At 59.7% G+C, this 24558-nt stretch carries 24 protein-coding genes and 1 pseudogene; 13 read left to right on the top strand and 12 right to left on the bottom strand.

What is annotated here, in order from left to right; all coding sequences use genetic code 11:
- Positions 1-31: 31 nt before the first annotated feature.
- Together ACG9DO_RS12620 and ACG9DO_RS12625 are read left to right on the top strand one after the other, a co-directional pair.
- Positions 32-2221 (top strand): prolyl oligopeptidase family protein, encoded by a 2190-nt coding sequence (locus ACG9DO_RS12620; protein ID WP_394728448.1) that lies wholly within the window; start codon positions 32-34, stop codon positions 2219-2221.
- Positions 2222-2423: 202 nt separating this feature from the next.
- Complete coding sequence (locus ACG9DO_RS12625) at positions 2424-2669, top strand: DUF1153 domain-containing protein (RefSeq protein ID WP_394728449.1); 246 nt, start codon at positions 2424-2426, stop codon at positions 2667-2669.
- A gap of 32 nt (positions 2670-2701) precedes the next feature.
- On the opposite strand, the gene ACG9DO_RS12630 is transcribed toward ACG9DO_RS12625, so the two are convergent.
- Both ACG9DO_RS12630 and ACG9DO_RS12635 read right to left on the bottom strand, forming a co-directional pair.
- A complete protein-coding gene (locus ACG9DO_RS12630; RefSeq protein WP_394728451.1) occupies positions 2702-3346 on the bottom strand; it encodes an SOUL family heme-binding protein in 645 nt (214 codons plus the stop codon).
- A gap of 71 nt (positions 3347-3417) precedes the next feature.
- Positions 3418-3699 (bottom strand): HNH endonuclease, encoded by a 282-nt coding sequence (locus tag ACG9DO_RS12635; RefSeq protein ID WP_394728453.1) that lies wholly within the window; start codon positions 3697-3699, stop codon positions 3418-3420.
- 78 nt (positions 3700-3777) lie between these two features.
- Between ACG9DO_RS12635 and ACG9DO_RS12640 the strand changes: the two genes are divergently transcribed.
- Positions 3778-5256 (top strand): hypothetical protein, encoded by a 1479-nt coding sequence (locus ACG9DO_RS12640; RefSeq protein WP_394728455.1) that lies wholly within the window; start codon positions 3778-3780, stop codon positions 5254-5256.
- A 3-nt stretch (positions 5257-5259) separates the two neighbouring features.
- On the opposite strand, the gene glmU is transcribed toward ACG9DO_RS12640, so the two are convergent.
- Positions 5260-6636, bottom strand: a complete 1377-nt coding sequence (gene glmU / locus ACG9DO_RS12645; protein ID WP_394728457.1) for a bifunctional UDP-N-acetylglucosamine diphosphorylase/glucosamine-1-phosphate N-acetyltransferase GlmU — start codon at positions 6634-6636, stop codon at positions 5260-5262.
- 60 nt (positions 6637-6696) lie between these two features.
- Here glmU and ACG9DO_RS12650 point away from each other — a divergent pair, with 60 nt between their 5' ends.
- From ACG9DO_RS12650 to ACG9DO_RS12660, 3 genes are all read left to right on the top strand, one after another.
- Entirely contained in the window at positions 6697-7380 is a 684-nt protein-coding gene (locus ACG9DO_RS12650) for an HAD hydrolase-like protein (RefSeq protein ID WP_394728459.1), read from the top strand.
- A gap of 115 nt (positions 7381-7495) precedes the next feature.
- Positions 7496-8425: an SDR family NAD(P)-dependent oxidoreductase gene (locus tag ACG9DO_RS12655; RefSeq protein ID WP_394728461.1), complete on the top strand. Its 930-nt coding sequence runs from the start codon at positions 7496-7498 to the stop codon at positions 8423-8425.
- A 158-nt stretch (positions 8426-8583) separates the two neighbouring features.
- A complete protein-coding gene (locus ACG9DO_RS12660; RefSeq protein ID WP_394728463.1) occupies positions 8584-8976 on the top strand; it encodes a hypothetical protein in 393 nt (130 codons plus the stop codon).
- A gap of 15 nt (positions 8977-8991) precedes the next feature.
- Here the strand turns inward: ACG9DO_RS12660 and ACG9DO_RS12665 are convergent, their stop codons facing one another.
- From ACG9DO_RS12665 to ACG9DO_RS12680, 4 genes are read right to left on the bottom strand one after another with little or no spacing between them, the layout of a single operon-like run.
- Positions 8992-9357: a DUF2794 domain-containing protein gene (locus tag ACG9DO_RS12665; RefSeq protein WP_394728465.1), complete on the bottom strand. Its 366-nt coding sequence runs from the start codon at positions 9355-9357 to the stop codon at positions 8992-8994.
- Positions 9357-10058, bottom strand: coding sequence for a serine O-acetyltransferase EpsC (gene epsC, locus ACG9DO_RS12670; RefSeq protein ID WP_394731272.1), 702 nt, complete (start codon positions 10056-10058; stop codon positions 9357-9359). Before epsC ends, ACG9DO_RS12665 begins: the two co-directional genes overlap by 1 nt.
- Before the next feature lie 26 nt (positions 10059-10084).
- Complete coding sequence (locus tag ACG9DO_RS12675; protein WP_394728467.1) at positions 10085-10693, bottom strand: ATPase; 609 nt, start codon at positions 10691-10693, stop codon at positions 10085-10087.
- Positions 10694-10713: 20 nt separating this feature from the next.
- Positions 10714-11967 carry a heavy-metal-associated domain-containing protein gene (locus ACG9DO_RS12680; protein ID WP_394728468.1) on the bottom strand — a complete coding sequence of 418 codons (1254 nt, stop codon included), beginning with the start codon at positions 11965-11967 and terminating at the stop codon, positions 10714-10716.
- Positions 11968-12046: 79 nt separating this feature from the next.
- Between ACG9DO_RS12680 and purM the strand changes: the two genes are divergently transcribed.
- The 3 genes and pseudogenes from purM to ACG9DO_RS12695 all read left to right on the top strand — a co-directional run bounded on the left by purM (position 12047) and on the right by ACG9DO_RS12695 (position 14941).
- Positions 12047-13153 carry a phosphoribosylformylglycinamidine cyclo-ligase gene (gene purM, locus ACG9DO_RS12685; RefSeq protein WP_394728470.1) on the top strand — a complete coding sequence of 369 codons (1107 nt, stop codon included), beginning with the start codon at positions 12047-12049 and terminating at the stop codon, positions 13151-13153.
- Positions 13146-13718: pseudogene (gene purN, locus ACG9DO_RS12690) on the top strand (phosphoribosylglycinamide formyltransferase); the annotation flags it as partial. The gene purM and the pseudogene purN, both read left to right, overlap by 8 nt.
- A gap of 50 nt (positions 13719-13768) precedes the next feature.
- Complete coding sequence (locus ACG9DO_RS12695) at positions 13769-14941, top strand: sulfotransferase family protein (RefSeq protein ID WP_394728472.1); 1173 nt, start codon at positions 13769-13771, stop codon at positions 14939-14941.
- Here ACG9DO_RS12695 and mddA read toward each other — a convergent pair.
- The 5 genes from mddA to ACG9DO_RS12720 all read right to left on the bottom strand — a co-directional run bounded on the left by mddA (position 14938) and on the right by ACG9DO_RS12720 (position 18591).
- Entirely contained in the window at positions 14938-15675 is a 738-nt protein-coding gene (mddA, locus tag ACG9DO_RS12700; RefSeq protein ID WP_394728474.1) for a methanethiol S-methyltransferase, read from the bottom strand. The two genes, ACG9DO_RS12695 and mddA, sit on opposite strands and share 4 nt — an antisense overlap.
- A 140-nt stretch (positions 15676-15815) precedes the next feature.
- On the bottom strand, positions 15816-16238 hold the full coding sequence (ndk, locus tag ACG9DO_RS12705) for a nucleoside-diphosphate kinase (RefSeq protein ID WP_394728476.1): 423 nt from the start codon (positions 16236-16238) through the stop codon (positions 15816-15818).
- 85 nt (positions 16239-16323) lie between these two features.
- The gene (locus ACG9DO_RS12710; RefSeq protein WP_394728478.1) at positions 16324-16764 is read right to left on the bottom strand and encodes a DNA polymerase III subunit chi; all 441 of its coding nucleotides are present in this window, start codon (positions 16762-16764) and stop codon (positions 16324-16326) included.
- 36 nt (positions 16765-16800) lie between these two features.
- Entirely contained in the window at positions 16801-16953 is a 153-nt protein-coding gene (locus ACG9DO_RS12715; RefSeq protein ID WP_394728480.1) for a DUF2256 domain-containing protein, read from the bottom strand.
- Between the two features lie 180 nt (positions 16954-17133).
- Positions 17134-18591, bottom strand: coding sequence for a leucyl aminopeptidase (locus ACG9DO_RS12720; protein ID WP_394728482.1), 1458 nt, complete (start codon positions 18589-18591; stop codon positions 17134-17136).
- 119 nt (positions 18592-18710) lie between these two features.
- Here ACG9DO_RS12720 and ACG9DO_RS12725 point away from each other — a divergent pair, with 119 nt between their 5' ends.
- The 4 genes from ACG9DO_RS12725 to rsmA all read left to right on the top strand — a co-directional run bounded on the left by ACG9DO_RS12725 (position 18711) and on the right by rsmA (position 24418).
- Entirely contained in the window at positions 18711-21095 is a 2385-nt protein-coding gene (locus ACG9DO_RS12725) for an LPS-assembly protein LptD (protein ID WP_394728484.1), read from the top strand.
- A 161-nt stretch (positions 21096-21256) separates the two neighbouring features.
- Positions 21257-22606, top strand: a complete 1350-nt coding sequence (locus tag ACG9DO_RS12730) for a peptidylprolyl isomerase (RefSeq protein ID WP_394731273.1) — start codon at positions 21257-21259, stop codon at positions 22604-22606.
- On the top strand, positions 22603-23604 hold the full coding sequence (pdxA, locus tag ACG9DO_RS12735; RefSeq protein WP_394728486.1) for a 4-hydroxythreonine-4-phosphate dehydrogenase PdxA: 1002 nt from the start codon (positions 22603-22605) through the stop codon (positions 23602-23604). The genes ACG9DO_RS12730 and pdxA overlap by 4 nt, the downstream gene beginning before the upstream one ends.
- Positions 23597-24418, top strand: coding sequence for a 16S rRNA (adenine(1518)-N(6)/adenine(1519)-N(6))-dimethyltransferase RsmA (gene rsmA, locus ACG9DO_RS12740; protein ID WP_394728488.1), 822 nt, complete (start codon positions 23597-23599; stop codon positions 24416-24418). The genes pdxA and rsmA overlap by 8 nt, the downstream gene beginning before the upstream one ends.
- Positions 24419-24558: the final 140 nt, after the last annotated feature.

The following is a 24558-nucleotide window of genomic DNA, read 5'->3' on the forward strand; positions in this document are numbered from 1 at the left end:
ACGCCTCCGGAATCGCAGACGGAGAAATTTCTTGAAACTGACCTCGCACCTGGCGCTTGCCGCCACCATCGCCGCAATCGCAGCTAGCGGAATTTCCGCTCATGACCACACGAAAGAGGCATCCGCCGAAATGACTGAAACCCTTGTTCCCGGCCCTGAGCAGGACCCCTACATCTGGCTCGAGGAAGCCCGCAGCGAAGAGGCCCTTGCATGGGTTACGAAGGAAAACGAACGGACGCTCGCCCACATGGAGGCCGATCCGCGGTTCGAGCAATTGAAGAATGAAGCGCTCGCGATCCTCGATAGCGAAGACCGGGTTCCCTATGTCAGCTTCCGCCCCGATGGCCTCTACAATTTCTGGCAGGACAAGCAGAACCCGCGCGGGATCGTCCGGAGAACGACGCTGGAGAGCTACCAGGCCGACAAGCCCGAATGGGAACTGGTGCTCGACGTTGACCAGCTGGCAAAGGAAGAAGGCCGCGAATGGGTTTACAAGGGCTCGACCTGCCTTCCCCCCGCTCTCAACAAATGCATGATCGCGCTCTCGGATGGCGGCAAGGACGCCACGGTGCTGCGCGAGTTTGACACTTCGACCAAGCAGTTCATCGAAGGCGGCTTCGAGCTGCCAGAAAGCCAGGGAAATATCCAATGGGTCGACGAGGACACGCTCCTCGTAACCCGCAACTTCACGCCTGAACTGATGACGGAAAGCGAATACCCTTACACCACCCGCCTGTGGAAGCGCGGGCAAACAATTGAAGAGGCTGAGGAAATCTTCCGGGGCACACGCGAAGACGTGTGGTCAGGCGCAAGCCTGCTGCGCGACAACAACGCTGTTATCCACGGCATGACCGCATTTCGTTCGATCAGCTTCCACGAAACAGAGTACTACTTCCAGCATGATGGTGAATGGCTCAGGCTCGACATTCCGCTGAAGGCTTCGCCCTATGGCTTAGTCAACGGACACATCCTGTTTTCGACCGATGTCGAGTGGGAGACCGGTGACCAGACATTTCCCGCCGACAGCCTCGTCGCGGTCAATCTGGAGGAATTCAAAGCCGATCCGAACGGCGCGAAGAAGGTTCTTGTCTGGGCTCCGGGCGAGCGCCAGACCAAGCAAGGCGCTGCAACAACCGGCAATTCGCTCTTTGTATCGATGCTCGACAATGTGGTTGGGCGGATTGTGAAGTTCGATTTTGAAGGCGGTGAATGGAAGCAGAGCGCGGTTGATCTACCAGACAACGCGACGCTCGGCATCGCGGCGGCCTCTGATGAAACCGATCAGATCATGTTCACCGCGACCGATTTCCTCAATCCGACGACCTTGTTCTATTCAGATGGCACCGGCACCCCGAAAGCGATCAAGCGGGAAGTCAGTCGCTTTGCCAAGGACGGCATGAGCGTCGAACAGCATGAAGCCACCAGTGCGGACGGGACAAAGATTCCGTATTTCATCGTCAAGCCCGAAGGTATGGAACTCGACGGCACTACGCCGACCCTGCTCAATGGTTACGGCGGTTTCCAGGTTCCTGAATTGCCGAGCTATAGCGGCGTCCTGGGAAAGCTCTGGCTTGAGAAAGGGAATGCCTTCGTGCTCGCAAATCTGCGCGGCGGCGGTGAGTTTGGCCCGATGTGGCACCAGACCGCGATCCGCGAAAACAAGCAGCGCACCTGGGATGACTTTATCGCCGTCGGCGAGGACCTTGTGAAACGCGGCTTTACCTCGCCAGAGCATCTCGGCATCATGGGTGGCAGTCAGGGCGGTCTGCTCGTCGGCACGGCCTTCACTCAGCGACCCGATCTGTTTGGCGCAGCGATCGTGCAGATCCCACTGTTCGACATGCTGCGTTATCACCTGATCGGCAGGGGCGCTTCGTGGATCGGCGAATATGGCGATCCGCGCATCGCAGAGCAAAATGCCTGGATCAGAGGCTATTCGCCCTATCACAAGATTGTGGATGGTGTGGACTACCCATCCCCTTTCCTGTGGGCGTCGACCGCAGACGACCGCACGCACCCCGCTCATGCACGCAAGGGAGCGGCGAAGCTGAAGGAATTGGGGCAGCCCTATTTCTATTTCGAGGACATGACCGGCGGTCACTCTGGCGGGGTCGACAACGAACAGCGCGCCAAGCTCCAGGCATTGCAGTACGTATACTTGAAACAGCGCTTGATCGATGCCCCGGCACAAGCAAGGGCGGGCACCGATTCGGGCGAGTAAATCCTTGTCAATTAACGATTAATCGGGGCGGCCTGATATGGGCCGCCCTGGTCCAGCAGGGATAACTCAACTCGTCGCGAGGCCGGCACGGATCGCATGTTTAACCCCGAATTAGGGATGGCTGGAAAGCCGGATTTAACCTTCTAAACCCAGATTTTCTCACGACGGGGGGCTGAAGCGTGATGAAAATCAGGAGTTCGAAATGGCGTACCCGCGCAATTCTACAGTTTCCGAAGCGATCAAGAAGGCTGGCCTTCCCAAATCGCATGACATCCATTGGTCAAAGGCTCGTAAGGCAGAAGTGGTTCACGCCGTGCGTGACAAGCTGATCAGCTTCGACGAGGCCCGCTGGCGCTATCTGCTTAGCCAGAGCGAATTTCGCAGCTGGGAACAGGAAGTCGACAAGGCTTCCGGTGCGCATGATCGTCGGCGCCTCGAAGACGCCTGACCGTTCCAAGTCGATCCCCGAAGCGAGCTTGTTCAGTCGCTTGCGACGGGGATCATGACTTCATTGCGCCGCATGGGACCCGGCACCATCGGCGCATCGTAGAACGCGTATTCTGCATCGCCCGTGGCTTCGAGATCCTTCTTAGCCATCCACTCGCGCAGCATCCTCTCCATCGCAATCAGATCACGCTGCCCGCCCCAACCATTGAACGTCACACTTGCCATGCGACGGGCAGGAACTTCCATAAGGGTGATGTCCTCAGGCGGCTTCGGCAAAGTCTCGAGAGTGTACTGCCCTGGCATGACGAAGAGCGTCCTCCAGCTGCCCTCTTCAACTGCGTTCTGCATCACAGGCGAGGTCATGGCGATCCTGGCTTCCGCTCGGTCCTGGATCACCGGCGAGGTCATGGCGATCTTGTCCTTGTTCGCGCCGGGGCGATCCTCTGCGAAAATGTACGCGGCCAGCCTGCGAAAGCCGGAGTTGAGCGCGCGGCCTCTTTCGCCACTGTGAGTGACTTGCGCCACGATCATGGGAGCATAATCGCGCAGCTGAAACGCATCTTCCGTCAAAACAGGATCGTATGCCGGCTTTTCGATGCTGCGATATTGCGCATAAGCCGCCGCGCCGCCCAAGGCTGCGATCCCCAATCCCGCCGTAATCCATTTACCCAATGCCACCGCGCCTGCTCCTTGTTTCTCAGAAAGTAGAGCAGTTACGCAAGCAATCAGTTCCCGGACGATTCCTCGGTTCAGCGCGTTGGCGCGTGAAAATCGGGCGGTTTGCCTTGGACCCAGGCAACGAAGGTAGCAAGTTTCTCATTCTCCATCAGGCGGCTGTGATCCTTGCCAAACCGGGCCAGATCAGCGTTGGTGAAATTCTTGTGGATCGCGCGATGGCAGATCGGATGCAAAGCGACTGTATCGCGTCCCTTCTTCGCCTTGGGCACCAAGTGATGCCATTGCTGGCGATTGCCGAAAGGGCGGCCGCACAACCAGCAGCATTCCTCTGCGGATTGATTGTCAGACTTCATTGACAAGCCTTGCCTCGCCTTCCTTTGTGATTCCTTAGCTTTCTTGAGCCAATGCCAGCCTTCGGGGGACTAGCGCAGATGTACAAGGCTGATGAGCAAGTTGGCGCACCGAACAGGATAGCTCTGGCCATGGTCGCGGGCCTCATCCTCTTGGTGACCATCGCTACACGCGCCCTTTGGTGGGGCAATCCCGCGGCAACGACTGATGAACAGCTCTATGCCTTGATTGGCGGCGCACTGGCCCATGGCGAGTTGCCTTATCTGGAGCTGTGGGATCGCAAGCCCTTTGGCTTGTTTGCGATCTTTGCGGCAGGCGAGTGGCTGGCCCCCGCACCGTCCGGTTTCCAAATTCTTGCTGGGATTTTCACGCTGATCGGAGCGTGGTTGATGTATCAGCTGGCTCGCAAACAAGCCGATTGGATAACTGCGACCGGAGCCGCACTGCTCTACACCATTCTGATATCGCTCTACGGCGGATACTCAGGCCAGAGCGAGGTCTTCCATGCCCCGCTGATGCTCGCGATGGCCTGGCTGGTGCTGGACGGCTCGGCGGCCCATTACAGCCGCAGGACGCTCGTCGCAATGCTGATTGGCGGGATTGCGCTACAGGTAAAGTATACAGTCCTCCCGCAATGCCTGTTCTTTGGCCTGGTTGCCTTGTGGCAGCTCCACAAGCACGGCTTTGGCCTCCCCAGAGTGACCGCCATGGCGCTGGCATTTGGCATCCTCGGTATCTTGCCCACGGCAATGATCGGATTGCTTTATTGGCAAGCGGGGTCTTTTGACGCGTGGTGGTTTGCAAACTTCGAAAGCTTCTTTTTGCGCGATGGGGCTGGCCGTTTCCTCAGCCATGTCATGAGCGGCCTCATGCCTCTCGCAGGGCTGGGTTTTGCAGGCGCCTATCTCGCGTTTCGCGGCAAGCCCTTGCGCGATCCAGCGCTTTACACCCTGGCCTTAGGTTGGCTGCTGGCTGCGATCGCGAGCGCTTTCCTGCCTGGGACGGTTTACCTCTATTACTTCGGAGCGCTGGTCGCCCCAGCGATTCTGGTTGCCCTGCCCTTGCTCGACCGCAAGGGTCCGGCGAAGGCCATTCCCCTTGGATTTGTCCTTGTGGCGAGCATCTGGCTGCTTGGCCCACTGGCAGACTTGAAGACCTCCCGTGACGAAACGGAAGCGCTGAGGCGAATGGCGGAACGGATTGCTCCCTTGGTTGATGACAAGACCAACTGCCTTTGGGTGCATGACGGCCCAACCGCGCTCTACCCGATGACCCGAAGTTGCCTGCCCACTCGCTTCATTTATCCGGACCATCTCAACAACGCGCTGGAAACAGACGCGGCGCTCGGCGTCTCGCAAACAGGAGAAGCCTTGCGTATCCTCGACCTGCGTCCGCCCGTAATCGTTACATCCGCGCGGGCCCTGACACAGCAGAACAACCAGGTTGAAATTGCTCTCGAGGCGGAACTTGCGGCCAATTACCAAGAGCTATCCCGCGCCGACAACGGCTATCGCGAAGTCATCGCCTACAGGCGGACGGACATCGCCAGCGATGACTGAGATCTAACTCTGTTTCTTTGATTTCTGTGCCGCTTTCTTCTTCTTCATCGTATCGTGAAATCGGTCTGCCCAACCCGGCTTCACCAACTGCTCCGCGCGCACCATGCGCAATTCGCCTGCACCGACATTACGGCTGACCGCACTGCCCGCCGCAACGATGGCATCCGCGCCAATGGTTACCGGTGCAATCAACGCTGAATTTGATCCGATAAAGGCGCGTTCGCCGATTTCAGTGTGGTATTTGAAATAGCCATCATAATTGCAGGTGATCGTGCCCGCGCCGATATTGGCCCCTGCCCCCACCGTCGCATCGCCGAGATAGGTCAGATGGCTCGCCTTCGCGCCCTTGCCGAGCGTGGTTGCTTTCATCTCGACAAAATTGCCAATGAAGGAATCCTCTTCCATCACCGCGCCGGGCCGCAACCGCGCGAACGGACCGACTTGCGCATTCGGGCCGATGGTTGCGCCTTCGATATGGCTGAATGCCTTGATATGCGCACCCTGCGCGACCTTCACTCCAGGCCCGAAGATTACGTTGGGATCGATCACGACATCGCGCTCAAGCTCGGTATCCCAGCTGAAGAACACCGTTTCAGGTGCGCGCAGCGTAACGCCGCTTGCCATGGCTTCTTGGCGCTTGAAGGCTTGCCACTGCGCTTCAGCCTGAGCGAGCTCTGCGCGGCTGTTAATGCCCGCCACTTCGCCCGGCTGATCGGTGCGAACAGCAGCGCAAGTTCGCCCGTCCTTGACCGCGACATTCACGATATCGGGCAAGTAATACTCACCCTGCGCATTGTCGTTATCCACCCGCTTTAGGAGATCGAACAGATCGCTCGCGCGCGCGGCCATCAGGCCGGAATTACACAAGCGGCAAGCGCGCTCTGCCTCGTTTGCGTCCTTGAATTCGACCATCTTCTCGATGGTATCATCGGCATGGGTGATCACGCGGCCATATTGCAGCGGATCATCAGGCTCAAAGCCCAGCACCACCACCGCAGGGGCATCTTCCGCCTGCAAGCGCTCCAGCATGCCGCGCATGGTGGCAGGCTTGATAAAAGGCGCATCACCCAACAGCATCAGCACGTCGCCGTCGAAACCTTCCAGCGCGCTTTCCGCCTGCGCGACCGCATGGCCCGTACCCAGCTGCGGTTCCTGCACAACGCATTCGGCGCGAGATCCAACCTGCTCTTCCACCTGCTCGCGCTCGTCGCCGACGATAACAATCGTCCGGGAAGGCGCCAAGGCTTCGACGGATGCCAGCAGATGCTCGATAATCGGGCGACCGGCGATCGGATGCAGCACCTTGTGCAGGTCGCTGTTGAGGCGCGTGCCTTTCCCGGCAGCGAGAATGACGGCGGCGAATTCGCGTGTATGACTCATTTCCATGCTTTGCCACCAAACGCTTGCGGTTTGAAGTCGCATCCGTCACGGAGCCGCTCCATGGCAGACATTCCCTTCGATGCCGTCGGCTTCGACCTCGACGGCACTTTACTCGAAACGCACAAGGACCTTGGCGCAGCGGTGAACCATGCGCTGGATCTGGGCGGGTTCAAATTGGTCCCTGTCGATAGCAGCAAGGACTTGATCGGTGGCGGAGCTAAGATCATGCTCGCGCGCGCGGTCGAAGCGCAAGGGGGAATGCCCGTTGATGAGTTCCGGGACCTCTACAAGGCAATGCTGCGTTATTATTCAGACAACTGCGCCGTTCATACGCAGCCTTACCCAGGCGCGCTTGATACGCTGGATGCGCTTGAAGCCTCTGGTATCAAGGCAGCCGTTGTCACCAACAAGTTCGAAGCTTTCGCTCGCGCTATCCTTGAGCAACTGGGCCTCGTCGACCGTTTCGTGACCGTCATTGGCGGCGACAGCCTCGGCAAAGGCCCAGATGGGACCTTTCTCGCCAAGCCCGCGCCTGATCCGGTGCTCAGAGCGTCGGAAGCTTGCGAGGCCAAGCGCTTCGTGTTCATCGGTGACAGCTCTTACGATGTGAAAGCAGCCAAGGCGGCCCGCGTGCCAGTTGTCGTCGCCGCCTATGGCTATTGCGATCATCCCCCGCACGATCTTGGCGGAGACGCAGTGATTGATTCGCTCGAACAGCTCATTCCAGCGCTTCGCGCGCTGTGATATAAGAAGCTGACCCTACGGCATCGCGCCTTGGCAAGTGCGCTGTTGCAATGCAGCACGCAAAGTGCCACCCAGCGCACACATTTACGTAAACGGAAGGTTTTGGAGAGCCCCCATGAGTATCGATTTCAAGGACAAGGTAGCCATCGTAACTGGCGCAGGCGGCGGTCTCGGCCGTGAATATGCGCTCGAACTCGCCCGTCGCGGCGCAAAGGTCGTCGTCAACGACCTGGGCGGTGCGCGCGATGGAACTGGCCATTCCGACATGGCGCTGCAGGTCGTCGAAGAAATTGAAAAGATGGGCGGCGAAGCCATGTCGAATGGCGGCTCCGTCACTGAATATGACCAGATGGAAAAGATGGTCGCCGACGCCAAGCAAAAATGGGGCGGTGTCCACGTCCTGATCAACAATGCTGGCGTGCTGCGCGACAAGACCTTCGCCAAGATGAGCCCGGAAGACTTTGAGTTCGTGGTGAAGGTTCACCTCACCGGCTCCGCTTTCGTGACCAAGGCGTGCTGGGAAACCTTCCGTGAGCAAGCCTATGGCCGCATCCTGATGACCGCGTCGTCAACCGGCTTGTTCGGCAATTTTGGCCAGGCGAACTACGGCGCGGCAAAGCTTGGTCTTGCCGGCCTCACCAAGACACTTCAGCTTGAAGGTGCGAAGTACAACATCAAGGTCAACACACTTTCGCCGGTTGCCGGCACGCGCATGACGGAAGACCTCTTTCCAGAAGAGGCGTTCAAGCTGTTCGACCCGGTGAATGTGGTCCCGGCCGCGCTGTTCCTCGTCAGCGAAGATGCGCCGACCAATGCGATCGTTGGGGCAGGCGCAGGTGGCTACCACTCCGCATGGACAGTGATGAACGATGCCGTGTGGCTGCCAGAAGGCGAGCGCACGGTTGAAGGCTTCGCGGCAAATTGGGACAAGATCAGCGAGTTCTCAAATCTGAAAGCACCGCAATCAGGCTCTGAACAGTCTGGCGCGATCCTGACTGCGATGCAGAAGGTTACCGGGACGGGGCCGAGCAGCGCGCGCGGCTGATCAGTTAAGGCAAACCACAAGGGGCCTCTCGCAGCGATGCGAGGGGCCCTTTCCTTTGCCTGTCTGCACAGCCATGTCAATTAGTGTATTGCCACGGCAATACACGTGTCCTAGGTCTTCGCAACAGGTCATAGGCCTTGCAGAGGGAGGCACTGCCAATGACAACGATCACCGCCCCACCCCAACCTGCCCCGCATTTGGTCCAGCGCCTGATCATCCTCGCGCTGGCAGGCTTGTTGATTTTCTATCACATTACGATGCTGGCCAATTTTTCACGGAGCCACGATCCCGCCAGCGGTGCGCTCTACAACGGCGTGCAAGGGGCTCTGCGAGTGGCAATCATTGTCAGCCTAACCCTGGTTGTTCTGGGTAAGCGCTTTGCGCTCTGGATGATGTGGCTGAGCATCGGCGGTCTGATCGCGACCCATTACTGGGCGCATTTCGGCATGGTTGAGGCGGATTTCACCGCCGGGCGACATCCGCTTTCGTATCTCAAAGGGCTGATCTTCCCCTCAATCATAACCACCGCGTTTCTATACCGTCGGCGCTGACGCCAAGTTCAGAGCTCATTGATCCACTGCCTTCACCAGGCGGCGCTCCATCGGCGCGAGGACTCCGGCTAGCTCGTGACCACGTTTCAGCACTTGCCCGTGCTCTCCGTAAAGCGTCCACATACCCTGACGGTTGCGCAAGGAGGGTCGCTTCTCGATCCGCGCTTGCGGTCGCTCCGCAGCTCGGCGGAACGCCGCAAAAACAGCATAATCGCGAGTGAAGTCCATCGCGTAATCACGCCATTCACCGGCAGCGACCATTCGGCCATAAAGGTCGAGAATGCGCTGCAATTCCTCGCGCGCGAAGCCGACCTGGCCCGGCGCACGACCGGGAAACGCGACAACTGAGCCTTGAGATCCGCCCGCAGACGTTGCTGCCATCAGTCAGCAGTCCCACTGCGCTTCATCGCATCGGTAGCGCGCGAGGCTTTGAGCGCTTCGATCTCCGCCTTGAGCGCGTTCAATTCCCCCTCCAGCTTCTCGACGCAATCGATCCGATTGCCCTCAGCATCTTCGCAAACCGGCATAGTGCCATAAGGGATGAACTCCCTCGCCCAATCCTCCGCCGGAACCAGCGTTGAGCGGGCCTTGAGACCGATCATTGTCGCTCCTTCTGGGACATCATCCATCACAACCGCGTTGGCGCCAATGCGGGCACGGTTGGCAATCGTGATCGGGCCGATGATCTGCGCGCCTGAACCGATAATTACATTGTCGCCAAGCGTCGGGTGGCGCTTGCCACCGATACCGTTAGTGGGGTTCGTGCCGCCCAATGTGACGCATTGATAAATGGTCACATTATCGCCAATCTCGGCCGTCTCTCCGATCACGGTAAAGCCGTGATCTATAAACAGATTGCGCCCGATCTGAGCGCCCGGATGGATATCAATCGCGGTCAGGAAGCGAGAAAGATGATTGATGACGCGAGCAAGGAAGTAGAGCCGCGCATCGAACAGCCAATGCGCGATACGGTGGAAAAAAACCGCCATAACCCCTGGATATAACAAGATTTCCCAGCGCGAACGCGGTGCCGGATCGCGGGCGCGAATAGAGTCCAGATAGGCTTTGAGCCGGTCGAACATACTCATTTACTCCCACCAATCGCAGCTCAAAGCAAGCGCGCCTGCTCAGGCCCGATAGTCTGGTCCAGTGCGTCCCGCCATACTGACATGGTGGCAGGTGCTTTTCGTTCAAGGCTCAAGCGGTCGATCGCGGCCACAAGTTGCTCGAGCGCTGCGAAACTGCGGTCGGCGCGCGGGACAAGGTAATCTGCCGCACCATCGGCCAGAGTCAGCCCGCGCTGAAGCGCAAGACTTTCGATCAACTGCCCCGCCATTTCATCATCCGGCACACCGACTTCCAGCTGCAAGGCCGCGCCCAGGCGCGACTTCAGATCAGGGAGAGATATCTCCCACGGCTGGGAATCCGTGATCAGCAGCAGGGGAGTTCCTTCCTCCTGCGCGGCGTTCCAGCGGTGAAACAGGGAGTCTTCCGGCAGGCTGTCCGCGCCATCGATAACAGTAACCCCCTGCCCGCCAATCCATTGGCCGAGCAGTGACTTTCCCGAACGCGCAGGCCCGGCAAGCACAGACGTGCCAAATGGCCAACTCGACGGCTCCTTGAGAGCCTCAACCACAGCGCGATTGGCATTCCCAACCACGATGCTGGAAGCAGCTGAAGACCCTTCGATCTGCAAAGGCAGCGCGATTTGCGACATGGCGGAAGCCTTAAGCCCGCTTAGCGACTGATGGCAATCGCGCTTTCGCCCTGACGCACGGTATAGCCGCGCTGGCTTAGCGCAGAAGCGAGCTCGTTGAGGGATCCAGCGAAGCTGACCGACATCACCGACTGGCCTCCAATCGCAGTGCTTGTGACTGACAATCCCCTTACGCCCGGCGTTGCGCGCACACTGCTCAGTGCAGCATCGAAGGATGCAGCATCAGGACTGGCGAACTGGACAACGTGGCTCTCAACCTCGACAGCCACTTGCGGGCCCTCCTGCGGAACGGTTTCGCCTGCAGCAATGGCCCGATCGCGGGCCTGTAAAGCGCGGCCAATTTCTATCAGACGGGCCAATGCGGGGTCCATCTTGCCGCCGGTGTCATCCAGCGTCGGGTCTGCGCGCAACATGCCATCGACAAAGGCTTGCGTGAAAATCGCGTCAAATCGGTCAACCGCGCGGCTGAGCATTTCCGGTAGCTGCTCCGGGCTATCTGCAACCATGGTGAAGCTGTCCAGCACGCGGCTGTCCGGACCATAGCGGGCCGTGAATTCGCCACGCACCGGGCCGCCTGGCCATTGATGCTCAAGCTTGGCCACAGGAACAAGAACGCTTGCGGCACCAAACTGATCAAGGATCGCGCGCCACCATGCGCGGCTGCGGCGCTGGACCTGACCGTAATTCAGCAGCAGCGAATCTCCACCAGCCCCCACCGGTCGGACATAGTCGATGCGGCTGTTGCCTGCCTGGAACTCCGCCCAGGCACGTTGCCAGGGATTGCGCACCTCATAGACTGTGTAGGTCCCGCCGCTGACGCTGACCGGCAACAGCAACATGGGTGCAGAACCGCGCGCGCGCTCTCCTCCGCCGAGGAAGGGCGCCGAGCGCGTGCGATCAAAGATCACGCCGAGCGTAGCGATATAACGCTTGGGACCTATCCGTTCTTCCTGGATGACAATCGCCGATACCAGGCCCGAGAGCTGCCCGTCAGAAATCGACGGTCCGTTAAGCCGGCTCCAGGCTTGGCGCTGTGCCTCTCGCCAGGCTTCTTCGCGAGCCAGTGCGCCTGTTTCGCCGCGCTCATCAACCTTGATTCCGCGCACTTCGATATCGCTGCTGCTCGCCACAGGCGCGATCCCGCGATCACCGACGACCTGCGCCATCAGCGCAATCGCTGCGGCAAGACTGGCAAGCACAACAATCACCCCCGCAGCGCGCAACAGTCCTGTGTTCAGGCGGCGAGGCATCAGGCTGGTATGATTGTGCGACATGGACATCGGGGAAAACCGCGGCTCTTTTGCCGAATGCTGAGTGGAATTCCAAGCGCGAAAGGCTAAAGCTGCACGAATAATGACCAGCAACAACCCTCCTCCTGAAAACTACACCTACGAAAGCGCTGGTGTTTCCATCGATGCGGGCAATGCCCTCGTCAAAGCAATTGGCCCACTGGTCAAGGCAACCATGCGTCCCGGCGCAGACGGTGAAATCGGCGGCTTCGGCGGATTTTTCGATCCCAAGGCCGCCGGGTACAAGGATCCGTTGCTTGTCGCAGGCAATGACGGGGTCGGCACGAAGCTGAAGCTTGCTATCGATCATGACAGGCATGACAGCGTCGGGATCGACCTCGTCGCAATGTGCGTCAACGATTTGATCGTGCAAGGCGCGGAGCCGCTGTTCTTCCTCGACTATTTCGCGACCGGCAAGCTCGAAACCGGCATTGCCGAACGTGTGATCGCGGGGATTGTGGACGGGTGCAAGCAGGCCGGCTGTGCGCTGATCGGCGGCGAAACCGCGGAAATGCCGGGCATGTACGCAGCGGGCGATTATGACCTGGCAGGCTTTTGCGTCGGAGCGGTCGAGCGCGGCGAGCAGCTGACCGGCGAGAAAGTCGCACCCGGCCATGTGCTGCTCGGCCTGGCTTCTTCCGGCGTCCATTCCAACGGCTATTCGCTGGTGCGCAGGCTGGCGACGGACAAGGGTTGGAGGCTCGACCGCCCTGCCTTGTTTGATGTGGATCGCCTGTTGATCGATGCGCTGATCGAGCCCACCCGGATTTACGTGAAGAGCCTGCTGCCATTGGTGCGCGAAGGTCTGATCGACGGACTGGCGCATATCACCGGCGGCGGCTTGCTGGAGAATATTCCGCGCGTCCTGCCAGAAGGCGCACATGCTCAGGTCAATGCAGATCTGTGGGATCAGCCACGCTTGATGGCATTCCTGCAGGCGCAAGGGAATATCGAGCCAGCGGAGATGGCGCGCACGTTTAATTGCGGTGTGGGAATGGTGCTTGCTGTGACGCCCGATAACGTGGCCGGGGTAATCCAGCGGTTGCAGGATGCAGGCGAAACTGTGGTCGAAGTCGGTGCAATCAGCTCAGGTGAACGCGGCTGCACGGTACGCGGTTCGCAGGGCACGTGGAGTGCGAAGGCCGATTGGGAGGCGACCCATCTTGCCTGACCACAAGGCAAAGATAGCGATTTTCATCTCCGGTGGTGGCACGAACATGGCCGCGCTGCTCTATGCCAGCCGCCTCGACAATGCGCCTTATGAAGTCGTGCTGGTGGCGAGCAACAAACCTGATGCCGAAGGGCTGAGCCTTGCTGAGGGTGAAGGCATTGCGACCTTTGCTCACTCGCACAAAGGTATGAGCCGGGAAGACCACGACGCAATGATGGAAGACGCCGCGCGCAAGGCAGGGGCCGAATACATCGTACTTGCCGGTTACATGCGCATATTGTCCGACGCATTTGTAGGGCGCTGGCGCGGTGCGATGCTCAACATTCACCCTTCACTGCTGCCGAAGTACAAGGGGCTCGACACGCATGCCCGTGCGATCGAAGCGGGGGACAGCCACGGCGGAGCGAGCGTCCATCTGGTCACCTGTGAACTTGATGCAGGCGAAGTGCTGGGGCAGGTGAAGGTCGCGATCCGCGCTGATGATACGGCCGACACCCTTGCCGAGCGGGTCAAAGTGGCAGAGCACCAGCTCTATCCACGGGTCGTGGCGGACTATGTCTCGCGCCGGTTCAAGTCAGCATGATCACATCTCGGCGCCCTGCTCGCCCTCATCCTTTGGCGCGCGCGCCCATTGTCGACCGGCTGGCAAGGTTTCTCGATACGGGATGGGAGAAAGGCTGGATGCCCCCTCCCCCGCTCGATCCTGCCGAGTTGATCCGGCGCGGTTCGAAAGGCTTTTCGCTGGAGCATGAGATTGCCGGGCGTTCGCGCGAAGATCTCGAGGACTTCCGCTTGCGGCTGGAAAAGCTGTGCGAGGCGGTGCAGAGCGAAGCGGACCTCAACGCTGTCGGCAAGGCTTTCGCCTATGGGCTCATCACTCGCGCAATCCAGCAACGCTTTGCGCTTGGCAAGCTCTGGCGCGAACAGCCAGAGCTGGCGAAAACGGAGATCGCACCGCCGATCATCGTGCTGGGCCAGATGCGCAGCGGGACAACGCGCATTCACCGCTTGCTAGCGGCCGATCCGGCACACAGCGCGACGCGTTTCTGCGACAGCTGGCACCCAGTGCCCGAAAAGCCTGATTTCCGCCCCTTGCGCGGCACATTCAAGCTGTTCATGGCGCGGCGGCTCGACCCATGGCTTGATACAATCCATCCCTTTGGCGCAGCGCGCGCGGATGAGGAACTGGGCTGGCTCGCCAGCGCGCTCGACCATTCGGCCTATGAGGCGCAGTGGCGTATCCCAAGCTATGTTGGCTTCAGCGAAGCGCATGATGCCGGGCCGATCTACGCTGAGTTCGAGCGGTTGTTGCGAACTGATGCCGGGCAGCACGGACATGGCGCAAGACCGCGTGTGCTGAAGGTGCCGCAATTCATCGAGGACCTTCCAGCCCTGCTGGAACGCTTTCCCGATGCGCGGCTGGTCGTCTCGCGCCGGTGCAGCGAAGAAACCTGGCGCAGTTCAGTGTCGCTGGTCGCGAACCAAATGGTGATTCAGTCCGACAGCGTGGACCTCGCCTGGATCGAGCAGGAATGGCGGCGCAAGATTGCACTCAGACAAGAGCGGCTCGAGCGCGCGCTTAAGCAATGGTCGGGCCCACTCGCCATGATCGATTTCGAGCATCTCGGCAGTGATTGGGAAGGCGAGATGCACGACCTCTATGGTGCGCTAGACCTGCCGCTGAGCGATGCGGCGCTCGCAGCCATGCGGGCAGAGATGCGCAAGAGCGAGAACAGCGCGCATAACGGGCACGCCGCGCAACTCAGGCAGTTCACTGAAGCCGGTTAAGTCTGCTTGCCAATTCCGGGGAGAAATGCCCCTACACGCTTGCGATATTCGGCATATTGCTCGCCAAAGACGCCGAGCAAATCGCGCTCTTCGTAAGAGATCCCGATGACGATATAGACCGTGAACCCGGCTGCCATCAGCGCATGGCTGTAGGTCATGTCAGGTGTCGCCCAAAGACCAAGGAAGAACCCGGTATAAAGCGGATGCCGGACCAGTTTGTAAAACAGCGGTGTTCGCATCATCGGTGGGGCCGCTTGTTTGCCGGAGAGATTTTGCCAGGCCTGCTGCAAGCCGAAAAGCTCGAAATGGTTGAGCAGAAACGTCGACAACAGCAGGATTGCCCAGCCTGCCCAAAACACTGTCCAGATCGCCACCCGCGCAGCCTCGTTCTGGACCGACCAGAGCACGCCTTCGATAGGATGCCAGAAGTGGAACAATGCGCCCAGCACGAGCACAGTTGCGAGCAGGTAAAAACTGCGCTCAATCGGTTCAGGGATTATCTTGGTCCATCCCGCCTTGAAACCGGGCCGCGCCATCACGCTGTGTTGCAGACCGAACAACGCTAATAGCGCGATATTCACCGCAAGAGCTGTTGTAAGTGGCGCTTCGCGGCCCTTGTCGACCGTTAACGGCATGAAATCGAAAGCGCCCACCCATCCGATCAGAAAGACCAGCGCTGCCACCGCTGCACTATAAAATGCGACAGAAACTAGCATTAAAAACAGTCGTCCCATGGCTTCCTCCCAAGCATAGCGAACGACCCTGCTGAAGCGAAAGGTAACACGCGAACATTGCCTCGGCAAACAGGCATGAAAAAGGCCCCGCCGCAGGTGTTTGCGACGGAGCCTCAAGATATCCGTTTATGGAATTGAAATTAGCCGACAATCTCTTCCGGCTTGAAGAAGAAATCGATCTCGATCTTGGCATTTTCGTCGCTGTCCGAACCGTGGACGGTGTTTTCACCGATCGACAGCGCGAGCTCCTTGCGGATCGTGCCCGGTGCTGCTTCTGCAGGGTTGGTCGCGCCCATGATGTCACGGTTGCGCTTCACGGCATCTTCCCCTTCGAGCACTTGCACGACAACTGGCTCGCTCATCATGAAATCGACGAGCTCACCGAAGAAGGGGCGTTCCTTATGAACCGCGTAGAAGCCTTCTGCCTGTTCGCGGGTCATACGGATACGTTTGGAAGCGACGACGCGCAGGCCGGCTTCTTCAAGCATCTTGGTGACCGCGCCGGTCAGATTGCGTTTGGTGGCATCGGGCTTGATGATCGAAAAGGTGCGGGTAACCGCCATGGTTTTATTCCTTGCGAAGTGGGGGTTATTATTGGATTGCGCGGCCCCCTAGCGCTGTTGCGGCAAAGGGGCAAGTGCCGCGAGGTCAGCTGCCTGCCTGCCAGCGGCCATTCTCATCCTGCTTATGGATGAAACGCTCTGCGCCATCCTGGCTGTCGAGCGCGCGCCACAGCTCGCGGGCCGCTTGCTTCTGATCTTCACCAAACAGGAGGAAAGCGCGGTCAAAGGTCATCGCTTTCTCGCGCCACTTGCCATCGGCAAACAGCACCATCGCGGCCTCATTCCTTGGCTCGACCTTTTCTGAAAGCAAAATCGGTTGGTGCTCAGCTCCCTCCGCATCGGCTTCGCCATTGGCGAGGAACTCTTCCTGTCCCGCGCTCCACAATTCGCGGCTGATGACAGCGCGCTGCCCCGGATTCTCGCTCACGATCAGCAAGCGATTACCTGATTTCAGCACCAGCCGCGCGAGCATGACTGTCACCCGTTCGACCGGATCGCGGCTGAGTTGGTAAAAGTCTACGCGCATTTTGTCTGCCTACCGCTTCGCTACTTGAGGCACTGTTTAGTCCGCCGCCCCTTTGTTTCGCTTACAGCGCTCTGAGCAAAAGCGGACATTGTCCCAGTCTCGCTCCCACTTCTTGCGCCATGTGAAAGGCAAGCCGCAGGATGCGCAAGTCTTGACCGGCAGATCCGACTTCTTGCGCATCTTGGGCATATTATTGCGGCCTCAAGCGCCGGCGCTCACATCCGTTCGCTTGGCTATCCTCGCTTCCGCGCAGGCAAGCTGCGCTCGCGAAGTTTATCCTGAGCGGCTGGCTTGTCCAGCCAGCCGAAGGGGGCGAGCGGTCGCCCTTGCGGCCCTGCGGGCCGATACCAACCAATCGAACCATGAAAACTATCTCTCCAGCGTGTTCGCGACAAAGCGCTCGATCAGTCGCGCACCAAAACCGGTTGCGCCCTTGTCCCAGGTCGCGCCCGGCTTGTCCGCCCACACCATCCCGGCAATGTCGCAATGCGCCCAATGTGTGCCGTTCTTGATGAAGCGGTGGAGGAACTGCGCCGCCGTGATAGAACCGGCCCCGCGCGGCCCCACATTCTTGATGTCGGCGATCGGGCTGTCGATCAACTTGTCATAGGCCGGGCCAATCGGCATCCGCCAAAGCGCATCACCGCTGTCCTTGCCCGCTTGCAGAAGGTCGTTGGCCAGGTCATCATCATTGGCGAAGAGCCCGCCATGCTCATGACCAAGTGCGATGATCATCGCGCCTGTCAGCGTAGCGAAATCGATGATCCGCTTGGGCTTGTACTGCTCCTGCGCCCAATGCAGCGCATCGCACAGCACCAAACGGCCTTCAGCGTCCGTGTTGATGACTTCGATGGTCTGTCCGCTCATCGAAGTGACGACATCGCCCGGGCGCTGGGCGTTACCATCAGGCATGTTCTCGACCAGGCCGACAACCCCAACGACATTCGCCTTGGCCTTGCGCTTGACCAGCGCAAGCATACCGCCAGCGACTGCGCCAGCACCGCCCATGTCCCATTTCATGTCTTCCATGCCCGCGCCGGGCTTGAGCGAGATACCGCCCGTGTCGAAGGTTACGCCTTTCCCGACAAACACGGTCGGCGCTTCGTCCCCGCCGCCATTCCAGCGGATTGCAAGCAAGCGCGAAGGCTGGCGCGAACCCTGCCCCACGCCGAGCAATGCGCCCATGCCCAGCTCTTCCATCTGGTCCTCATCGAGCACGGTAAGCTCTGCCCCAGTGCCGGAGAACGCCTTTTCGCAAAGATGAACGAAGCTGACCGGGTAGACCTTGTTGGCTGGCTCTGCGACGAGTGTGCGCGTGAACTCTGAACCTTCAGCAATCGCGGCTTGGATCTCCCAAGCCTTTTCCGTGCCCTTGGGACTAGCAGTGACAGTTACACTTTCCAGCGTCGCCTTTTTCTCATCGGCGAGCTTGGTGCGATAGACATCGTGCCGCCAGCTTCGAAGACGCAGACCAAGCAGCACTGCCGCTGCATCCTCTGCGGAAAGACCCGCGCCAGACAGGTCGAGCGACATCGCTTTGACGCCGGAACGCAGATACTTGGCGGCGAGCGCAGCCCCTGCCTTTTCCAGATTGGCACGGCGGCTGTCAGCGTCGGATTCGCCTGCTCCTGCCAGCGCGACACGAACCGTAACACCATCACGCGTTGCAAATCCTTCGAAGACCTGTCCAGGCTTGCCTGTGAAACGTGACGCCGCAGCGCCTTCAACCAATGCCCCTTCGAGACCTGCGGGCGTTTCGCCCTGGTTCACGACATGAGCGATAACTCCGCTGGCTTCTGGGGATGGCGTGCCGAAAGTGACTTGCATGAGTACTCCGCTTGATATCTCCACCGAATTCACGGCGACAGTTGACTGAGATGGTGACGAATTACGAACACCACGTGTTGGCGATTGCGATTAGGCGTGAGCGGTGCGATAGGCAACCCATGCTTCCGCCCTCGGAGACACGCTTGCAAGCCACCAACGCCCGCTTGCTCCGTGCACGTGCTTCACGCGCGTTGATCGGCGTGTGCACTGCGGCGATCGTCTGCCAGGCGTCTCCTATCTTCGCGCAAGAACGTGAGCTTACTCGAGAAGAACAGGCTGCGCTGGAATACGAACAGGATCAGGCGCATTACGGAACGCCTCCGCGTGATGAGCGGCCTATTCCTGTTCTGACTGAGGAAGAGGTTACCGCGCTTGCTTCTGAAGGCACGCCTTCAAATGGTGCGAGGATAATCGATTTCGAAGCGCGCGAGCTTGCCTATGACTCGGAAAACGATGTCGTCATCGCCAGCGGCAATGTCCTGCTCACCAGCGAAGATCAGTCTGTGCGGGCAGATCAGGTGCGCTGGGACCGCAAGGCCGGGTTGATCCTTGCGACCGGTAATGTCCGCGTGGTCGATGCCGATGGCAATCAACTCTATTCCGACCAGATCGAGCTGACTGACCGGTTCGAAGCAGGTGCCATGAACGATTTGCTCCTCGCCTTGCGCGCGGGCGGTCGACTCGCGGCACGTTCAGGCGAGCGCGGCGAAGATAGAACAGTTATCCTTACCGATGCCGCCTATAGTGCCTGTGCGGTGGTCGATCCGGAAGGATGCGAGAAGAATCCGAGCTGGCGGATCACAGCCAAACGCGTGACATATGATCCGACTGACAACCGGGTGCGGTTCAAGGGCGCGGTGCTTGAGCTGTTCGGCGCGCGTATCCTGCCCATGCCCGGCCTTGCCGTGCGCACCGATGGGCGCGCGATCTCCGGGTTCCTCGTCCCGGACTTGCGTATTTCGGAATCAAATGGCGTTGAAGTCAGTGGCAGTTATTACTGGCGCTTGACCGACAATCGTGATCTTACGCTCGGCGCATTTCTATACAGCGAAGCAAGTCCGATGGTATCCGCAGAATGGCGTCATCTGACGGAGAAGGGCGCGTACCAGATTACCGGCTATGCGACACACAGCAGGCGCATCTCAGCCTTCACGGGCGTCGAAGAGACTGAACGCGATCTGCGCGGATACCTGTTTGCCAATGGCCGCTTCCAGTTCAATCCCAATTGGAGCTTCACCAGCTCTGTCAGGCTCGCGAGCGACCGAACCTTCTTGCGCCGTTATGACATCAGCCGCGATGACAGATTGCGATCAACCGTCAATCTTGAGCGGATCGACGACGATTCCTACCTCTCCATCGCCGGCTGGGCGACGCAGACCCTGCGTCTGAATTCTGAACAAGGCCAGGTCCCGCTCGCTTTGCCGGTGATCGACTATCGCCGCAAGCTGGCTGACCCGTTGCTGGACGGCAAGGTCGAACTGCAAGTCAATACGCTGGCCATCAACCGCGATGAAGGGCAGGATACACAGCGCGCATTTGCAGGTGCCAAATGGGATCTGAAGCGCCTGACGGGCATGGGGCAGGTCGTGACCCTGACCGCTCTCGCGCGCGGCGATGTCTACCACACAGACGAGACCGGCCTGACAGCGACTGCAATCTATCGCGGAAATCCGGGGTGGCAGACACGCGCAATCGCGCTTGGTGCAATCGATGTCGAATGGCCGTTTGTAGGGCGCGCCTTTGGCGGCACACAAGTGTTCACGCCCCGCGTACAGCTGGTTGCCAGCCCATCGATCAAGAATCTGGACGTTCCCAATGAAGACGCGCGGGCGATCGATCTCGAAGATTCGAACTTGTTCGCGCTCAACCGCTTTCCCGGTTACGACCGGGTCGAAGATGGCGTGCGCGTTACTTATGGTTTCGACTGGGAACTGCAACGCCCGGGCTGGCGGGTCAAGACGACGCTGGGCCAATCCTATCGCTTCGACAAGGACCCCGAATTGCTGCCGGACGGCACCGGCCTGTCAGAGCGCGTCTCGGACTTTGTCGGCAGGACCGAAGTACGCTTTCGCGACCGGGTCAAGTTCACCCACCGCTACCGGCTCGACAAGGACAATTTGGCATTCCGCCGAAACGAATTCGACGCGACAGTGGGCAGCACCCGCACCTATGTTGAGCTTGGATATCTCCGGCTCAACCGCAACATTCAGGATCTGGAAGATCTGCAGGACCGCGAGGAGCTGCGCGTAGCGGGTCGACTGGCTTTCGCGAAATACTGGTCTGTGTTTGGATCGGGCGTCTTCAATCTGACCGATGAGAACGAGGATCCACTTTTCGGCTCTGATGGATTCGAACCGATCCGCACACGGCTTGGCCTTGCCTATGGCGACGATTGCCTCGAGTTCGGCCTGACCTGGCGGCGCGATTACGTCACGGCCGGAGATGCCGCGCGCGGCGATACTTTTCAACTGACCTTTACATTGCGCAATCTCGGCTTCCGCTAGCGGCTGGATCAGGGGTGCAAATAGTGCGCGGCGCCCGTTGGCAGCAAGTGCAAATCCCGCTATCTGACCGGGCAAACTCAGGCAGCGTTAAGGCTGTTTTCGCCAATGGGTTTACGGGATCTGGCGCATTTTCGCGTCGCAATTGGAATACACATGTGATTTTGAACACTTTTTCGACGCGCCTGTCATCTTTGGGCCTTTCCGCGTTCGCCACCATCGGCGTTGTGTTCGCCCCTGTCGCTGCGAGCGCACAGCAAGCTGCAGCGGACAATCCGCTCGGCCTGCCTGATGAAGTCAATATGCTTGGCAACGATGATCCGAACATGCGCAAGGCCACTGCAATCGTGAACGGTCAGGTGATTACCGGCACCGATGTCGATCAGCGTGTAGCCCTCGTGCTTTCGGCCAGTCAGAACCAGATTTCTCCCGCCGAGCTCCAGCAATTGCGCGAGCGTGTGCTGCGCAATTTGATCGACGAAACTCTGCAGATACAGGAGGCCGAAGCGCAGGAAATTCCAGTCTCGCAAGACCAGATCAATCAGACCTACGCTCGTGTTGCCGCGCAGAATTTCGGGCAGGAAACGCAGAAGATGGACGAATATCTGCTGCGCATCGGTTCTTCTCCTGCCTCGCTGAAACGCCAGATCCACGGCGAGCTTGCGTGGCAGAATATACTCGGGCGCAACATTGCGCCGTTCATCAACGTCTCGGAGGAAGAAGTGAACGAGACGATGAAACGGCTCGAAGAATCTCGCGGCACGGACGAGTATCGTTTGGGCGAAATTTACATGTCGGCCACGACGGAGAACCAGCAGTCCAAGCTGCAGACAATGCAGCAGATTCTTGAACAGCTGCAGCAAGGCGGCAGCTTCCAAGCCTATGCGCGCCAGTTTTCCGAAGCCTCAACCGCGCCTGTGGGCGGCGATCTCGGATTTGTTCGCCTTGGCCAGCTGCCTGTCGAGCTGGCACAAGTCGCACAGGAAATGCAACCCGGACAGCTGGTCGGTCCCATCCCGATCCCAGGTGGCTTCTCGATCCTCTATCTGATCGACAAGCGCCAGGTGCTGATGGCTGACCCACGCGACGCTATTGTCTCGCTCAAGCAGATTTCGATCAACTTCCCGGCCGGCATTTCCGAAGAGCAGGTCGGCTCCAGGATAGAAGCCTTCACGCAAGGCGTACAGGCGATCCGTGGATGCGGTGATGCGGATGATGCAGCAGCCGCTCTCGGCGCTGATATCGTGACCAATGATCAGCTGGCAGTGCGCCAGTTGCCGGATCAGCTCCAGACGCTCGTCCTGCGCTTGCAGATCGGCCAGGTTACTCCGCCCTTCGGCTCGATCGAGGACGGTGTGCGCGTGCTGATGCTGTGTGGCCGCGACGATCCGCAGGGCGACACTGGCCCCAGTTTCGAAGAGCTGATGGCGCAGAAGGAAGACGAGCGCATCAACAAGCGCGCTCAGCGTTACCTGCGCGACCTTCGTAACGACGCCTATATCGAATATAATTGAGCCCGCTCGCGCTCTCGCTGGGTGATCCCGCCGGGATTGGTCCGGAGATCATCGCGTGCGCCTATGCCGCGAGCAAGCGCGAGAAGCTCACGCCGTTCTTTGTTGTGGGCGGTGCCGAAGTGCTGCGCGCAGCGGCAAAACAGCGCGGGATCGCGCTCGAAACGGTCCAGATCGCGGACCCTGCAGAGACGACGCGCGCTTTTGCCAGCGGCCTGCCGGTGCTGGACGGGCTTGATGGCCCTTACGAGCCGGGAGCGCCGGACAAACACGGCGCACGCCTCGCGCTAGCATCGCTGACGCAAGCGACGGAATTCACCCGCAACGGGATCGCCTCCGGCCTTGTCACCGCGCCGATTTCCAAGGCAGAGCTCGCCGAGGTTGGGTTTAGCCATCCGGGACAGACCGAATTTCTCGCCAGTGTCTGCGGAAGTCCGGAGCGCGATGCGGTAATGATGCTCGCCGGGCCAAGCCTGCGCACTGTCCCGCTGACGGTGCATTGTGCGCTCGCGGAAGTCTCGGCGCTGCTCAACCATGACCTCATCTGCCACAAGGCGCGCATCGTCGCCGCAGCATTGGCGCGCGATTTCGGCATCGAACGCCCCCGCCTCGCCTTTGCGGGGCTTAACCCTCATGCCGGTGAAGGCGGACGCTTTGGTGACGAGGAAACGCGCATTATCGAGCCTGCGATTGCGGCTCTACGCGAGGAAGGGATCGATGCGACCGGCCCTCACCCCGCCGATGCGATGTTCACCCCGCGCGCGCGGCTGCGCTATCACGCCGCTATCTGCATGTACCATGATCAGGCGCTCATCCCGCTGAAAACGCTGGAGTTTGATGAAGGCGTCAATGTGACTTTGGGCTTGCCGATCATCCGCACGAGCCCTGATCATGGCACGGCGTTCGATATCGCGGGCAAAGGTCTTGCGGACGCAGGCGCGATGATCGCCGCGATCCGGCTGGCGGGCGAATGCGCTGAACGCAGAGCAAGAGATGCCTGACTTGCCTCCCCTTCGCGAAGTCATCGCGAAGCATGGTCTGTCTGCGAGCAAGGCATTGGGGCAGAACTTCCTGTTCGACGCGCAATTGCTGGAACGGATCGCCGCGATCCCGGGCGATCTGACGGACAAAGCAGTGCTGGAGGTTGGCCCCGGCCCCGGCGGGTTGACTCGCGCCTTGCTCGCTGCAGGCGCGCGGGTGACCGCTATCGAGATGGACACGCGGTGCCTCCCTGCGCTGGCAGAACTGGCCGAGGCCTATCGGGGCAAGCTGCGGGTGATCGAAGGCGATGCAATGCAGATCGATCACGGCGAGTTGATGGGAGGCGAACCTTTCGCGGTGGTCGCGAACTTGCCTTACAATGTCGGCACCGCGCTGTTCACGGGCTGGCTAGGCGGTGAAGTCTGGCCGCCCACATGGACTTCGCTCACGCTCATGTTCCAGCAGGAGGTCGCGCAGCGGATCGCCGCGAAGCCCGGTGGTTCCGCTTTCGGACGGCTAGCCGTTCTGGCGCAGTGGCGCTCCACTGCCAAGCTTGCGATGAAGGTCCACCGCAGCGCGTTCACCCCGCCGCCCAAGGTGATGAGCGCAATTGTCCATGTGACGCCTGCCGACGCGCCCGAAGGTGTGTCCGCGCGCAAGCTGGAAGCAATTACAAAAGCCGCCTTTGGCCAGCGCCGCAAGATGCTACGCCAGAGCCTGAAGGCCATGCCTGAAGCGCTCGCTGCGCTGGAAACGCTTGGGATCGACCCGACCCGCCGCGCAGAAACGCTGAGCGTGGACGAGTTTGTGAGCATTGCAAGGGTGGTTTCGTGAGGTCCGTTTCCCCTCGCAATTTTCGTCATCCTAAATTTGTTTCAGGATAACAGCCTCCAGCGCCTCCCCCGTTGTGCTGAATCAAGTTCAGCATGACAGAAAAGGACACGACACGCACCGACATCGCCTCCATCGCGCCG

This window comes from Altererythrobacter sp. GH1-8, from assembly GCF_043702085.1.
In the GTDB taxonomy this organism is placed as follows: Bacteria; Pseudomonadota; Alphaproteobacteria; order Sphingomonadales; family Sphingomonadaceae; genus Erythrobacter.